Annotated in this window: 13 protein-coding genes; 5 read left to right on the forward strand and 8 right to left on the reverse strand. The window is 56.4% G+C overall.

The features are described from left to right. Positions 1–93: 93 nt before the first annotated feature. The 5 genes from AC2FHX_RS19955 to glyA form a co-directional block, all read right to left on the reverse strand. Complete coding sequence (locus tag AC2FHX_RS19955; protein ID WP_496703572.1) at positions 94–516, reverse strand: universal stress protein; 423 nt, start codon at positions 514–516, stop codon at positions 94–96. Positions 517–594: 78 nt separating this feature from the next. Continuing rightward, positions 595–1,968, reverse strand: a complete 1,374-nt coding sequence (locus AC2FHX_RS19960; RefSeq protein ID WP_496703570.1) for an alanine/glycine:cation symporter family protein — start codon at positions 1,966–1,968, stop codon at positions 595–597. Between the two features lie 25 nt (positions 1,969–1,993). Beyond that, positions 1,994–2,938, reverse strand: a complete 945-nt coding sequence (gene lipA, locus AC2FHX_RS19965; RefSeq protein WP_281995889.1) for a lipoyl synthase — start codon at positions 2,936–2,938, stop codon at positions 1,994–1,996. Between the two features lie 14 nt (positions 2,939–2,952). Continuing rightward, positions 2,953–4,335 carry a dihydrolipoyl dehydrogenase gene (lpdA, locus tag AC2FHX_RS19970; protein WP_496692961.1) on the reverse strand — a complete coding sequence of 461 codons (1,383 nt, stop codon included), beginning with the start codon at positions 4,333–4,335 and terminating at the stop codon, positions 2,953–2,955. 9 nt (positions 4,336–4,344) lie between these two features. Further along, the gene (gene glyA, locus AC2FHX_RS19975) at positions 4,345–5,598 is read right to left on the reverse strand and encodes a serine hydroxymethyltransferase (protein ID WP_496692960.1); all 1,254 of its coding nucleotides are present in this window, start codon (positions 5,596–5,598) and stop codon (positions 4,345–4,347) included. 180 nt (positions 5,599–5,778) lie between these two features. Between glyA and AC2FHX_RS19980 the strand changes: the two genes are divergently transcribed. Next, positions 5,779–6,348 (forward strand): helix-turn-helix domain-containing protein, encoded by a 570-nt coding sequence (locus tag AC2FHX_RS19980; protein WP_282022285.1) that lies wholly within the window; start codon positions 5,779–5,781, stop codon positions 6,346–6,348. 4 nt (positions 6,349–6,352) lie between these two features. On the opposite strand, the gene AC2FHX_RS19985 is transcribed toward AC2FHX_RS19980, so the two are convergent. After that, positions 6,353–7,231 (reverse strand): LysR substrate-binding domain-containing protein, encoded by an 879-nt coding sequence (locus tag AC2FHX_RS19985; protein ID WP_496692959.1) that lies wholly within the window; start codon positions 7,229–7,231, stop codon positions 6,353–6,355. A gap of 103 nt (positions 7,232–7,334) precedes the next feature. Between AC2FHX_RS19985 and AC2FHX_RS19990 the strand changes: the two genes are divergently transcribed. Continuing rightward, on the forward strand, positions 7,335–8,960 hold the full coding sequence (locus AC2FHX_RS19990; RefSeq protein ID WP_496703567.1) for a GMC family oxidoreductase: 1,626 nt from the start codon (positions 7,335–7,337) through the stop codon (positions 8,958–8,960). Between the two features lie 62 nt (positions 8,961–9,022). Here the strand turns inward: AC2FHX_RS19990 and AC2FHX_RS19995 are convergent, their stop codons facing one another. Together AC2FHX_RS19995 and ychF are read right to left on the reverse strand one after the other, a co-directional pair. Beyond that, positions 9,023–9,526 carry a GNAT family N-acetyltransferase gene (locus AC2FHX_RS19995; RefSeq protein WP_496703565.1) on the reverse strand — a complete coding sequence of 168 codons (504 nt, stop codon included), beginning with the start codon at positions 9,524–9,526 and terminating at the stop codon, positions 9,023–9,025. An 11-nt stretch (positions 9,527–9,537) separates the two neighbouring features. Then, the gene (ychF, locus tag AC2FHX_RS20000; protein ID WP_281995894.1) at positions 9,538–10,635 is read right to left on the reverse strand and encodes a redox-regulated ATPase YchF; all 1,098 of its coding nucleotides are present in this window, start codon (positions 10,633–10,635) and stop codon (positions 9,538–9,540) included. A gap of 194 nt (positions 10,636–10,829) precedes the next feature. Between ychF and AC2FHX_RS20005 the strand changes: the two genes are divergently transcribed. The 3 genes from AC2FHX_RS20005 to AC2FHX_RS20015 all read left to right on the forward strand — a co-directional run bounded on the left by AC2FHX_RS20005 (position 10,830) and on the right by AC2FHX_RS20015 (position 13,504). Then, positions 10,830–11,315, forward strand: a complete 486-nt coding sequence (locus tag AC2FHX_RS20005; protein ID WP_496703563.1) for an acyloxyacyl hydrolase — start codon at positions 10,830–10,832, stop codon at positions 11,313–11,315. 78 nt (positions 11,316–11,393) lie between these two features. Further along, a complete protein-coding gene (gene trpA / locus AC2FHX_RS20010) occupies positions 11,394–12,185 on the forward strand; it encodes a tryptophan synthase subunit alpha (RefSeq protein ID WP_142639469.1) in 792 nt (263 codons plus the stop codon). Positions 12,186–12,337: 152 nt separating this feature from the next. Beyond that, entirely contained in the window at positions 12,338–13,504 is a 1,167-nt protein-coding gene (locus AC2FHX_RS20015; RefSeq protein ID WP_282022282.1) for an alpha-hydroxy acid oxidase, read from the forward strand. Positions 13,505–13,655 lie beyond the last annotated feature (151 nt).

Here is a 13,655-nt window from a genome sequence, read left to right on the forward strand (position 1 = left end):
CAGCCCGCAAAATCAACCAACTTCCCACCCAACTCAACATGCAAACCATGCAAAGGCGTGCGCTTAATATCCGTCATTTCAGGTACCTTTCGATCAGCGGGACTGGTCACGAACTACCATGACGGTGCAATGCGCATTGCGCACCACGCGTGCCAGGTTCGGACCAATTTCATAATTCGGGAAATCGCCCTTGGTCGACGCCATGACGATCAGGTCGAAGCCCTCTTTATGAGCAAGCTTCAGAATTTCGCGATAGACGCTGCCCTCTTGGACATGGACAGCTACGCCAGCAGCGCCACAATTGTCCAAAATGGTCTGAACCGCGTTACGCACATGTTCTCTGGCACCCGCGCCATAATTGGCAGGCAGGTTCGGAAGCTGGATGATCTCGGGGATGACGGCGACCGCGTGCAGTTCGGCACCGTAGAATTTCGCCTGTTCCAATGCGACCGGCAATGCCTGTTTCCAGGAACGGTCGTCAGAGTGATCAATCGGCAGCAGGATTTTCGTGGCCATCACGCCTCTCCTCGAGATAGGAATACTGTTTCAAGTCGGGGGGCCGGAATGGCCCCCCGTAGGTTTTCAGTGCCCGGTTTATTCGGCAGGCGTGCCGCCCGGTTCTTCGGATTTGCCACCGGAGGCAAAGAACTCTTTCGTCAATTTGAAGACGATTGGGCTCAGCAATGCCAAGGCGATCAGGTTCGGGATAGCCATCATGGCGTTCAGCGTATCTGCAAGCAGCCAGATAAAGCCCAGATCCGCGGTTGCGCCGAAGTAGATCATGATAATCCACAAGACGCGGTATGGCACCAAAGATTTCACACCCAACAGGAACTCGACGCATTTTTCGCCATAGAACGACCAACCGAGGATGGTGGTAAAGGCAAAGATCGACAGCGCAATGGCGATCAGATAGCCACCAATGCCCGGCAACGACATTTCGAAGGCGGCCGAAGTCAACGCGGCACCGGATTCACCCGTGGTCCACGCACCTGAGGCGATGATTGCCAAACCGGTGATCGAGCAGACGATGATAGTGTCGATGAACGTTCCCAGCATCGCGATCAGGCCCTGGTTTACCGGACCTTTGGTTTCGGCTGCTGCGTGCGCGATCGGGGCGGAACCCAGACCGGCTTCGTTCGAGAAGACACCGCGCGCCACACCAAAGCGGATGGCGGCCCAAACGGCGGCGCCCGCGAAACCACCTTCGGCGGCCGAGGGTGTGAAGGCATGGGTAAAGACCAGCGACAGAGCGTTGCCGATTTCACCGATGTTGATCAGCAGCACGATGAGACCGGCAGTGATATAGGCAATCGCCATTAACGGAACCAGCTTACCGGCAACAGCGCCGATACGAGTGATACCGCCTAGGATTACGGCTGCGGTCAGGACCATCAGCACGATACCGGTGACCGAAGTATTCAGGCCGAAATTGGCTTCGAGAACCTGTGCAACACCATTGGCTTGCACACCGTTGCCGATACCAAAGGCTGCAACTGCGCCGAACAGGGCAAATGCAACACCCAGCCAGGCCCATTTCGCACCCAGACCGTTCTTGATGTAGTACATCGGACCACCGACAAAGTTGCCCAGCTCGTCCTTCTCACGGTATTTCACCGCCAGAACAGCCTCGGCATATTTGGTGGCCATGCCCACCAGGGCGGTCATCCACATCCAGAACAAAGCGCCCGGACCGCCCAGGAAGACAGCAGTAGCCACACCGGCGATGTTACCCGTACCGATTGTCGCCGACAGCGACGTCATCAGTGCGTTGAACGGGCTGATCTGCCCATCGCCCTGACTTTCTCGACCGGCGAACAGCAGCTTAAAGCCCGTGCCGATACGCAGGATCGGCATGAATTTCAGCCCCACCTGCAGGAAGAAGCCAACGCCAAGAATGAGGACCAGCATCAGCGGCCCCCACACGACGCCATTGATGGCCCCTACGATTGAATTTAACGCTTCCATGGTATTCCTCCCTAGCGCGTTTGGATTATGCCCCGGCAGCAATCGCCCGTTGGCGAGCTTGCTTGAGGGCGGCAAAGTCTTCGTCCGCGTGGAACGACGAACGGGTCAGCGGCGTGGCTGACACGTGCAGAAAGCCCTTTGAGCGTGCGATCTGCTCAAGCTGGGCGAATTCTTCCGGTGTCCAGAACCGGTCAATCGGGTGATGTTTTGCGGTCGGCTGCAGGTATTGCCCCACTGTCAGAAAATCAACATTCGCGGCGCGCAGGTCATCCATCACCTGCCGCACATCGCCAAGGCTTTCACCCAGCCCGACCATCAGGCCGGATTTGGTAAAGATCTCGGGGTTGGCGCGCTTGGCATCGTCCAACAGACGCAGCGAAGTGTAATACCGCGCGCCCGGACGCACCGTGGGATACAGATGCGGAACCGTTTCGAGATTGTGATTGAATACGTCGGGGGCGGCCGCAAATACCAGATCGGCCGCGTCCCCTTTGCCCAGAAAGTCGGGGGTCAGAACTTCTACCGTTGTGCCGGGATTCTGGTGGCGCACAGCACGGATGGTTTGGGCAATATGTTCAGCGCCGCCATCAGCCAGATCATCCCGGTCAACCGAGGTGATCACGACATGACGCAGGCCCAGCTTTTTCACCGCAACGGCCACACGGCCGGGTTCGAACTGGTCCAGAGCGTCGGGGCGGCCAGTGGCAACGTTGCAGAAGGAACAGCCACGGGTACAGACCTCGCCCATGATCATCATGGTGGCGTGGCGCTTGGACCAGCATTCGCCGATATTTGGGCAAGCAGCCTCTTCGCAAACGGTAGCCAGATTATGGTCACGCATCAGGCGGCGGGTTTCGTAATATTCTGCACTCTCAACCCGTTTCTTCCGAATCCATTTCGGTTTACGCGGAATGACACTGTCAGCCTTTTTGGCTTTTTCCGGGTGGCGAGGGCGAAGCTGGATGGTCATCTGGCTGATCCTCGTTAAGCGTGAATCGCACGGCCCAGGGCGTCAAGGCAGGCCTCTTTGACCGCCTCGCCCATGGCAGGGTGCGCATGACAGGTTGCGGCAACTTCAGCAACTGTTGCGCCTTTGGTCATGGCCAGAACCAGCTCGGCAATCAGGTCGCCGCCATGCGCGCCGCAGATATGCGCGCCCAGGATTTGACCGTCATCGCCAGCCAGAACCTTGACCGCACCATCCGTTTCACCGGTCGAACGCGCCCGAGAATTGGCCATGAAGGCGAACTTGCCGACCGCGTAGTCAGTGCCAGCCTCTTTCAGCGCCTCCTCGGTCAAACCGACCGAGGCGACCTCGGGGTCGGTGTAAACCACGCCCGGAACGGTGTTGTAATCCACATGCCCGGCCTGACCGGCCAGGATTTCGACACAGGCGACGCCGTCTTCTTCGGCCTTATGCGCCAGCATAGGTCCGGGCACACAATCACCAATCGCATAGATACCGGGCACCGAGGTCTGGAACGCTCCATCGACCTCGATAAAACCGCGTTGGTTGATGGCAACGCCCAGATCTTCCAACCCCAGTCCGCGCGTCACAGGGCGGCGGCCTACAGCGATCAGGACCTTGTCGGCCTCGATCACTTCTTCCTTGTCCTTGCCAACTCGGTCCACGATCAGGGACAGGCCCGCGTCGGTTTTCCCGACCGATTTCAACGCCCTGCCCAGTTGGAATTTCAGCCCGCGCTTTGACAGGGCGCGCTGTGCCAGCTTGGCGATCTCTCCATCAATGCCGGGCAGAACACGGTCGAGATATTCAACCACCGTGACTTTGGCACCCAGACGCGCCCAGACCTGACCCAGTTCCAATCCGATGACACCGGCACCGATCACCACCAGATGATCCGGCACGGTGTCCAGCGCAATCGCCCCGGTTGAGCTGAGGATATCTTGCTCGTCAATCTCAATCCCCGGCAGCGAGGTGGGCTCGGACCCGGTGGCGATCAGGATGTTCTTTGCCTCATGGATCGTGTCGCCGACCTGAACCTGCCCTGCAGCCGGAATACTGGCCCAACCTTCGATCAGGTCGATACCGTTCTTTTTGAACAGGAATCCGATCCCTTTGGTCAGGTCACCAACGATCTTGTCCTTGCGCCCCATCATCGCGCCGATGTCGATGCTGGCCCCCTCGACCTCAATGCCATGGGAGGAGAGATGGCTGATCTCGGCATATTTGGCCGAGGAGGTCAGCAACGCTTTGGAGGGTATGCACCCCACATTCAGACAGGTCCCGCCAAGAGCACCCCGCCCCTCGACGCAAGCGACATTCATGCCCAGCTGAGCGGCACGAATGGCCGCTACATATCCGCCGGGGCCACCGCCAATAACGATCAGGTCATAGGTGCTCATTATTTAACCTCAATAGATCGGATGGCTCGCGCACAGGGCGCGGACTTTTTCACGAGTTTCTTTTTCGACGGTCGCATCCCCGTCAGAAGACTGAGCCAAAGCGTCCAGCACGTTGCCAATCAGATGACCGATCGTCGTAAACTCTTCGGGGCCAAATCCACGGCTGCATCCGGCAGCGGTGCCCAGACGAATACCACTGGTAATCGTTGGCTTTTGCGGATCGCCGGGAACACTGTTTTTGTTGCAAGTAAAACCTGCACGCTCAAGCGCGGCTTCGGCATCTTTGCCGGTCACGCCGATGGGGCGCAGATCGACCAACATCAGATGGTTCTCGGTTCCGCCAGAAACGATGTCACAGCCTCGCGCCATCATCACATTCGCCAAAGCCGCCGCGCTGTCGACTACGCGCTGCATGTAGGTTTTGAACTCAGGCTTCAAAGCTTCACCAAAGGCTACGGCCTTGCCCGCGATCACATGCATCAGCGGGCCACCCTGCAGACCCGGAAACACAGCCGAGTTGATCTTTTTGGCCAGTGTTTCATCATTGGTCAGGATGATCCCGCCGCGTGGTCCACGTAGGGTCTTATGAGTGGTCGACGTCACCACATGAGCGTGCCCAACAGGCGACGGATGCAGCCCAGTCGCCACCAGCCCCGCGATATGCGCCATATCTGCCAGCAGCCAGGCCCCAACCTTGTCAGCGATTGCCCGAAAGCGCGCAAAGTCGATTTTCTGCGAATAGGCCGATGCGCCCGCGATGATCAGCTTGGGCTTCTCAGCTTCTGCCAATGCCTCGACCTGATCATAATCAATCAGCCCGGCATCGTTCAGACCGTATTGCACCGGACGGAACCATTTGCCCGATTGCGCGGGTTTCGCGCCGTGGGTCAGGTGCCCGCCAGCATCCAGCGACATTCCCAATATCGTGTCACCGGGGCTAAGCAGCGCCAGCTTGACCGCTCCATTCGCCTGAGCACCGGAATGAGGTTGTACGTTTGCGTATTCGCACCCAAACAGTTTCTTCAACCGCTCGATAGCTTCGGATTCGACCTCGTCGACATATTCGCAGCCACCGTAATACCGGCGACCGGGATACCCTTCGGCGTATTTGTTGGTCAGCACAGACCCCTGCGCATCAATCACCGCCTGCGAGACGATGTTTTCAGATGCGATCAGTTCGATCTGATCCGCCTGACGGGCACCCTCACGGGAAATCGACGCAGAGATTACCGGATCGGCCTCAGCCAGCGACGTTTTAAACATGGTCTCCTCCCACGGTTCCGAATCCAAATTGCGAAACTTTGTTTCCTATAGTGGAATTTTCATCCTTAAGGCAACATTTTTCTTACAATGGTGAATTTGATTTTGATTGGAAATTATGCAAGCATCGATAAAACAGGGGGATTTCACGTGGCGGAAGAGAATTTAACGGATGTTTCCGGAATGGACGATCAGGACGAGGGTATGGCTCTGGGCCGCTCGATCCGCGACGCGCGCCGTGCAAAAGGCTGGACATTGGAAGAAGCCGGTCGTGCTGCCGGGATCGGTCGATCAACCCTGTCAAAAATCGAAAACAACCAGACAAAGCCCAGCTTTGATATTGTTCGGCGGCTCACACAGGCGCTTGACCTCAGTACACCGCAGCTATTTCTACAGTCCGGTCAATCGGGTATATCAGGCCGTCGCGATTATACGCCCAAGGGCGACGGTGAGATCAAGGACACCTCCACATATATCCATGAGTTGCTGTGTTCAGAGCTGACCAGCAAACGGATGCTGCCCTATATCGCGACAATCAAGGCGCGCGACATTTCCGAATTTGATAACTGGATTCGCCATTCTGGAGAAGAGTTCATGTTTGTCCTCAGCGGAGAGCTGACTTTTGTGTCGGAACACTACCGTCCGCTGCCGATGAAAGCCGGGGACTCGCTCTATTATGACAGTGGAATGGGGCACGGCTGTATTTCAACCAGTACCGAAGATGCCCGTGTGCTATGGGTATCGCTGGAATAGCCCGCTAATAGAGTGACGTCACCCAACTTGCGAAAACCTGTACCTCGATGCGGTCTTCAGCGCCTTTGCGCTTAACCAGATAGTGCGAAGGCTGAATGGGTAGACGGTAATCAAAGGGTGCCACCAGCAAACCCTGCTTAATGTACTCATGGGCAAAGCTCTCTAATACCATGGCCGCGCCCTGCTCCGCCGTGACGGCCTGCAGGGCCAAAAGTGACGAATCCATTCGAAGCGTTCTGGAGGGCGCGCCCAAATTGAGCGTGTATTGATCGGACAATCTCATCCAGTCATTCTCGGACCCTTTGATTGTAACGACCCGGCCCTGAGCCAGATTTTGAATGCTCAGATCTGCGCCAAAAGATGCCGCATAATCGGGATGGCAGACCGGCACCGCACATTCATGGCCCAGATGCGAGACGATCCCGTCATCCCAGTCACCATAGCCGAACCGGATATCAATATCGCTTTCTTCCTCTCCAAACCGGTTCGCCCAGACGAAGGTGGAGAGGTCCACTTTGATGTCGGGGTGCAGGTCTTCAAACTCAGCCAGTCTTGGTGCGATTACCAGCCCCGCACATGAGATGGAGGCCCGTATTTTGACCACCCGCCTGCGGGAATTGGTGAAAAGGCCGCTGGTTGCGTCTCTTAACTCGGAGAACGTCTTTTGAACCGGCATCGCATAGGCCCGCCCGATTTCGGTCAGGGCAACCCCGCGCGGCAAGCGTTCGAACAGGGATACGTTTAGATGCTTCTCTAACAACCGTATCTGTTGACTGACGGCGGCTGATGTCAGCCCCAGCTCTTCTGCTGCCGCAGAGAAACTGTTGTGACGCGCGGCAACTTCAAAAGCCCGCAACCAGGTGACATGGGGCAGTTTCGCCATTTCTTACCTTCAATGTAAATTATGCCTAATGGGTAATATACATTGTTTGTATTGACAATCATTGCGTGCAAATCATGGGGCCAATTACCCAGAACGGTTCGAGATGACGCAGACCTTCGACTATATCATCGTGGGCGCCGGATCTGCCGGCTGCGTGCTGGCAAACAAGCTGAGCGCGTGTGGCAGCCATAAAGTATTGCTGATAGAAGCCGGTGGAACCGATCGCCGTTTCTGGATCAATGTACCGCTGGGATACGGCAAAACCTTCAACGATCCCAAGGTGAACTGGTGTTACTCGGCCCAGGCTGATCCCGGGTTGAACAACCGTCAGGCCTATTGGCCGCGCGGGCGGGTTATTGGCGGATCAAGCTCGATCAACGCCATGGCCTATCTGCGCGGCCTCTCGCATGATTTTGACGACTGGGCCAAGGCAGGTGCCGACGGTTGGAACTGGCAGACCGTGCGCCAGACCTATGAGGCGATCGAGACCCATGTCGAAAGAGGCCAAACGCATTCGCCCGAGGGCGGCCCCCTTGTGGTCAGCGATGTCAGCAAGGGCATGCACCCGTTTTCCCGCCACTTCCTGGAGGCCTCACGGCAGATGGGCTGGCATGTTTCGGACAATCTGAACGGTCAGGACGCCGAAGGGATGATGAACCTGCGCAGCACCGTCAAAAACGGCCGCCGCTGGTCATCCGCTGCTGCGTTCCTGCGCCCTGCGCTGAAACGCAGCAATCTGCGGGTGGTATCCAATGCTCTGGTGCAGAACGTCATTCTGGATCAGGGCAAAGCCACCGGTGTCCGCTATCACGTTGGGGGTCAAATGGCCGAGGCCATGGCGACCCGTGAAGTTATCCTATCTGCCGGAGCCGTAAACTCGCCACAGCTCTTGCAGCTTTCGGGGATCGGGCCTGCGAACCTGTTGAAAAAGCACGGCATCAAAGTGCGCCATAACCTGTCGCAGGTTGGACAGGGATTGCAGGATCATCTTGGCATATCCCATTTCTTTCATGCGACCGAGCCGACATTGAATAATACGCTAGGCAATCGGTTGGGACAGATGTTGTCCGGTATTCGTTATCTGTTGACCCGCAGCGGGCCACTCAGCGTCCCCGTCAACCAGGTCAGCGGCTTTGTGCGTTCGGACGAAACCGCCGAATTTGCTGATATGCAAATCTATTGCAATCCGATGTCCTATAAGACCGACACCAAAGGACAGCCGGGCGTTGATACCGAAGCAGGCTTTCTTCTGTGCGCCCAGCCCTGCAGGCCGACAAGCAGAGGGGAGATCAACATCCGTTCGGCAGATCCCATGGATGCACCCGCCATCCAACCGAACTCTCTCTCCACAAACCATGACTGCGACATGGCTATCAAAGCGGGTCGGGTGTTACAGAAACTGGCGCAGACTGAGGCGATCCGCAGTGTTACGCGGACCAGGATAGAACCAGATGTTACGCGGATGAATGACGACCAGATGTTAGAGAATTTCCGCGCCAACGCCGGAACTATATTTCATCCAAGCTGTACATGTCGCATGGGGACATCGGAACAGGATTCAGTTCTGGATTCTCGACTGCGGGTGCATGGGGTGGCAGGCCTTAGGGTGGTCGACGCGTCCTCTTTTCCGAGCATCACCTCAGGCAACACCAATGCGCCTGTGATGATGCTGGCCGCGCGCGGCGCGGACCTCATTCTGGAAGATGCCACAAAGCGCATGAACGCTTGAAGCAGGGGGAAAGAAGACCATCTTCCAAAATATTTGGTCTGGAAAGAGGCCTCATTCCCTGATCAGGAAAAGTGCAACGCATAGACGTTGTTCAAATACTTCTGATCGTCGATCTGAAAGTGGGTCTCTCCAATGAACTCGAAACCCTTGGCCAGATAGAACTTGATGGCCGAGGCGTTTTCAGCATTGGTCATCAGCCAGACCAAATCTGCCCCCTGATCCCGGCAATGTTCCAGCGCGGCTGCCAAAAGACGACTTCCGATGCCTTTTCCGTGATGGCGCGGCTGGACGTAGAATGTCGATATCTCCATGCCCCACCACCCGGAAACAGGGGCGCTGCGTGCAGGGGAAACACGGATGAACCCGTCAATCCCCTGATTATTGTCGGACACCAGAACTAATTCATCCGGGTTTTGAATCTGTCCTAGGATTTTGCCTAGCGTGAATTCCGACAAGGCGAAATCTGCAAAAATCCCACTGACACCATGTTTGAGGTAGGTTCCGATCCAAACCTCAATCGAGATGGCAGCGATACTGGAGGCATCTGACTTTTCTGCAGTTCGCAATGCCAAGGCGCTTAAGTATTAAACAAGAAGTGCATCACATCGCCATCCTTGACGACATAGCCCTTGCCTTCGGCGCGCATCTTGCCTGCCTCTTTGGCGCCCTGCTCTCCATTTGCCGAAACATAGTCGTCATACGCGATCGTTTCAGCACGGATGAAACCCTTTTCGAAATCGCCATGGATGACGCCAGCTGCCTGCGGCGCGGCGGTGCCGGTGCGGATGGTCCAGGCGCGGGCCTCTTTCGGGCCGACGGTGAAATAGGTTTCCAGCTTCAGCAGGTCGTAGCCTGCGCGAATCAGACGGTCGAGACCGGGCTCTTCCAGCCCCATTTCCTCGAGGAACATCTGCGCTTCGTCCTCTTCCAGCAGGCTAATCTCTTCTTCGATCTTGGCACTGATAATGACGTGCGAGTTGCCTTGCGCTGCGGCCATTTCAGCCACACGGGCTGAATATTCATTGCCCTCGGCGGCCTCTTCTTCCGAGACGTTGCAGACATAGAGAACCGGTTTGGTGGTCAGCAGTTGCAGCATTTTCCACGCCTTGTCGTCTTCGTCGCTAACTTCGACCAGACGCGCGGGTTTGCCGTCTTCCAGCATGGCCTGCGCTTCGGCAAGCAAACGTTCCTGTTGCTGTGCCTCTTTGTCGTTGCCCTTCAGCTTGCGCACCAGATTGGCACGACGCTTTTCGATACTTTCCAGATCGGCCAACATCAACTCGGTCTCGATCGTGTCGGCATCAGCCACTGGATCAACGCGGCCATCGACATGGGTCACATCACCATCTTCGAAGCAGCGCAACACATGAGCGATGGCGTCAGTCTCACGGATGTTGGCCAGAAACTGGTTGCCCAACCCCTCGCCCTTTGACGCGCCCTTTACCAGGCCCGCGATATCCACAAACGTCATTCGCGTCGGGATGATCTGCTTTGAACTTGCAATCGCCGCCAGCTTGTCCAGCCGGTCATCGGGCACGGCCACATCACCCACATTGGGTTCAATGGTGCAGAACGGGAAATTCGCCGCCTGAGCAGCCGCTGTCTTAGTCAGCGCATTGAAGAGAGTCGACTTGCCCACATTCGGCAAACCCACGATTCCCATTTTAAAGCCCATCTCGGCCTCCTGAAGCGATACGACGGCGTCTTCTATTCACGTCCGGGCAAATGCGCAACCCGGACGGCGGTAACAGGTCGAGTCCCAGTTGCAACATCACTTATCTGTTAATCAAACGTGTACTTCGAATACTTGATTCTGCCACTGCCACGTCACCAACTGACAGGGAGTTGAGAAAACCAAGAAGTACTGAGATGAAAACACTTTTCTTAATGAGCACTTTGCTGGCCACCACGACCATGGCACACGGGCAGTCCATCGTATTGGGAGCAGGATATGCGGATTTCACCCACACCAGCAGCAATGATCAGGCGGTCGTGTCACTGGAATATCAGCACAGCCCGTTTCACGAAGCCACGAGCCTCAGTGCTGGCTGGGGTGTGGCTCTGACGGTGGATGCAGATGCCGACACGCATATTGGCGCCGGTTTGGTCGGTCTCTATACGATCTCTGACCGGTGGTTCGCAGAGGCCAGCGTGATGCCTGGCTACTACAACGCCTCAAATGATGACAATGATCTCGGCGGAAATTTCCAGATCCGCAGCCTTTTCGGAATTGGATATGCCCTGGAAAACGGAAACAAGCTCTCGCTGGCCATCACCCATAATTCGAACGCGAGCACGGACAGTTTCAATCCCGGCGTCAACTCAGTGTTCATGCGTTATCACTACGGGTTCTGAAGCAATCTGGCGCGGCGGGATTGATTTCCGTGCAAAGTTTCTGCACATCAGGTTCAAATCCGTATGCAAGGACCGCAGATGACCCGTATCGACGCCAAGTTCGCCGCCCTCAAGGCCGAGGGCAAAAAGGCCTTCGTATCCTACATCATGGCCGGTGACCCCGATTTCGACACCTCGCTTGAGATCGTCAGGGGCTTGCCCGGTGCCGGTGTCGACGTGATCGAACTTGGGCTGCCGTTCACCGACCCAATGGCGGATGGTCCGACCATCCAGGCAGCAGGACAACGCGCCCTAGAGGGCGGGATGACCCTGCAACGCACACTGGATCTTGCACGTGCTTTTCGGGAAACGGATGATACAACGCCTATTGTGCTAATGGGGTATTACAATCCCATCTACAGCCGCGGTGTGGAAAGGTTTCTGGCGGACGCTACTGAGGCTGGCATCGACGGCCTGATCGTCGTTGACCTGCCTCCCGAAGAAGATGACGAACTTTGTCTGCCTGCACAGGCGGCTGGATTGAATTTTATCCGCCTCGCCACGCCGACAACGGATGACAAACGGCTTCCGCGCGTTCTTCAGAACACTTCGGGATTTGTGTATTACGTCTCGATCACGGGGATCACAGGTGCAGCCGAAGCCCAGGCCACGAATGTAGGCCCCGAGGTCTCTCGGATCAAATCCGCCACGGATTTGCCAGTGATCGTGGGCTTTGGAATCAATACCCCGGAAAAATCGCGGGCAATCGCAACTGTTGCCGATGGCGCTGTGGTCGGCTCGGCCATTGTCAGCCAGATCGCCGCCGGGAAGTCGGTTGGTGAAGTTCTGGATTTTGTCAAATCGCTGGCAGATGGGGCACATTCGGCCTGATCCAACGACCGGTTTCGCAATCTTGACCGCAGTCGGCGCAACCCGGCTGCGGTTTTTCTATTGCACCTAACGTTGCGCACAGAAACGTGGCGTTGCGAGGCTTTCGAAAAATTGGTAAAGAAAAAGGACCAATCTTTCGAAAGCCGCATCTCATGCCCGTCATCACCAATATCCAAGACCTCAAACACATCTATGAACGACGCGTCCCGCGCATGTTCTTTGACTATGCCGAAAGCGGCAGCTGGACCGAGCAGACCTTTCGCGACAACAGCTCGGATTTCGAAGATATCCGCCTGCGCCAGCGAGTAGCGGTTGATATGACCGGGCGCACGACGGCGTCGCAGATGATCGGACAGGATGTTACCATGCCTGTTGCCCTTGCCCCCGTTGGTCTGACCGGCATGCAGCACGCGGATGGTGAGATCAAAGCCGCCAAAGCAGCCGAGGCTTTTGGCGTCCCCTTTACCCTGTCCACGATGTCAATCAATTCTATCGAGGAGGTGGCCGAGAACACCACTGCGCCCTTCTGGTTCCAACTCTACACCATGAAGGATCAGGACTATGTCTCTCGGCTGATCCAACGCGCCAAGGATGCAAAATGTTCGGCCCTTGTGATCACCCTGGACTTGCAAATACTCGGGCAGCGCCACAAGGACCTAAAGAATGGTCTGTCCGCGCCGCCAAAGCTGACGCCCAAGACCATCGCCAATCTGATGACAAAATGGACCTGGGGCATCGAAATGTTAGGCGCCAAACGGCGGAACTTCGGCAATATTGTTGGCCATGTTGATAATATCACTGATACAAGATCGCTGGGCACATGGACGGCGGAACAATTCGACCCCAGCCTGGATTGGGGCAAGGTTGAAAAGCTGATGAACCAATGGGGCGGCAAGGTGATCCTCAAAGGTATCCTGGATTCCGAGGATGCCAAGATGGCCGCCAAGCTGGGCGCCGATGCCATCGTGGTTTCAAACCACGGCGGACGCCAGTTGGACGGGGCGCTCAGTTCCATTCGTGTCCTGCCCGAGATTATGGACGCTGTCGGGAACGACATCGAAGTGCATCTGGACAGTGGCATCCGATCTGGCCAGGACGTTCTGAAAGCACTGGCACTTGGCGCGAAGGGCACCTTTATCGGGCGCGCCTTTGTTTACGGTCTTGGCGCAATGGGCCAGAAAGGCGTGACCACGGCACTTGAGATCATTCAGAAAGAACTTGATACGACCATGGCACTTTGCGGTGAACGCAATGTGAGCGATCTGGGCCGGCACAATTTGCTTGTCCCGAAAGACTTCGGAGGGAGCTGGACAGATTGATCGCGCGCATGGGGGCTCTGTCCTTGTCGCCGATTGGCCGCCTCCCCCGAGATATTTAGAGCCAGTTGAAGTAAGGATTCCCTGCTCCATCTGGCCGAAAATACTTCGGAGCGCGAGACGGAGCCTCGTAAAATAGACGAGCTGCAAAAAC

This window comes from Ruegeria sp. CDSC042 (genome assembly GCF_059610745.1).

Bases quoted from the DNA above. Each gene is read 5' to 3' on its own strand.
- AC2FHX_RS19955 (WP_496703572.1), bottom strand. From the start codon at position 516: ATGGCCACGAAAATCCTGCTGCCGATTGATCACTCTGACGACCGTTCC.
- AC2FHX_RS19960 (WP_496703570.1), bottom strand. From the start codon at position 1,968: ATGGAAGCGTTAAATTCAATCGTAGGGGCCATCAATGGCGTCGTGTGG.
- lipA (WP_281995889.1), bottom strand. From the start codon at position 2,938: ATGACCATCCAGCTTCGCCCTCGCCACCCGGAAAAAGCCAAAAAGGCT.
- lpdA (WP_496692961.1), bottom strand. From the start codon at position 4,335: ATGAGCACCTATGACCTGATCGTTATTGGCGGTGGCCCCGGCGGATAT.
- glyA (WP_496692960.1), bottom strand. From the start codon at position 5,598: ATGTTTAAAACGTCGCTGGCTGAGGCCGATCCGGTAATCTCTGCGTCG.
- AC2FHX_RS19980 (WP_282022285.1), top strand. From the start codon at position 5,779: ATGGACGATCAGGACGAGGGTATGGCTCTGGGCCGCTCGATCCGCGAC.
- AC2FHX_RS19985 (WP_496692959.1), bottom strand. From the start codon at position 7,231: ATGGCGAAACTGCCCCATGTCACCTGGTTGCGGGCTTTTGAAGTTGCC.
- AC2FHX_RS19990 (WP_496703567.1), top strand. From the start codon at position 7,335: ATGACGCAGACCTTCGACTATATCATCGTGGGCGCCGGATCTGCCGGC.
- ychF (WP_281995894.1), bottom strand. From the start codon at position 10,635: ATGGGCTTTAAAATGGGAATCGTGGGTTTGCCGAATGTGGGCAAGTCG.
- AC2FHX_RS20005 (WP_496703563.1), top strand. From the start codon at position 10,830: ATGAAAACACTTTTCTTAATGAGCACTTTGCTGGCCACCACGACCATG.
- trpA (WP_142639469.1), top strand. From the start codon at position 11,394: ATGACCCGTATCGACGCCAAGTTCGCCGCCCTCAAGGCCGAGGGCAAA.
- AC2FHX_RS20015 (WP_282022282.1), top strand. From the start codon at position 12,338: ATGCCCGTCATCACCAATATCCAAGACCTCAAACACATCTATGAACGA.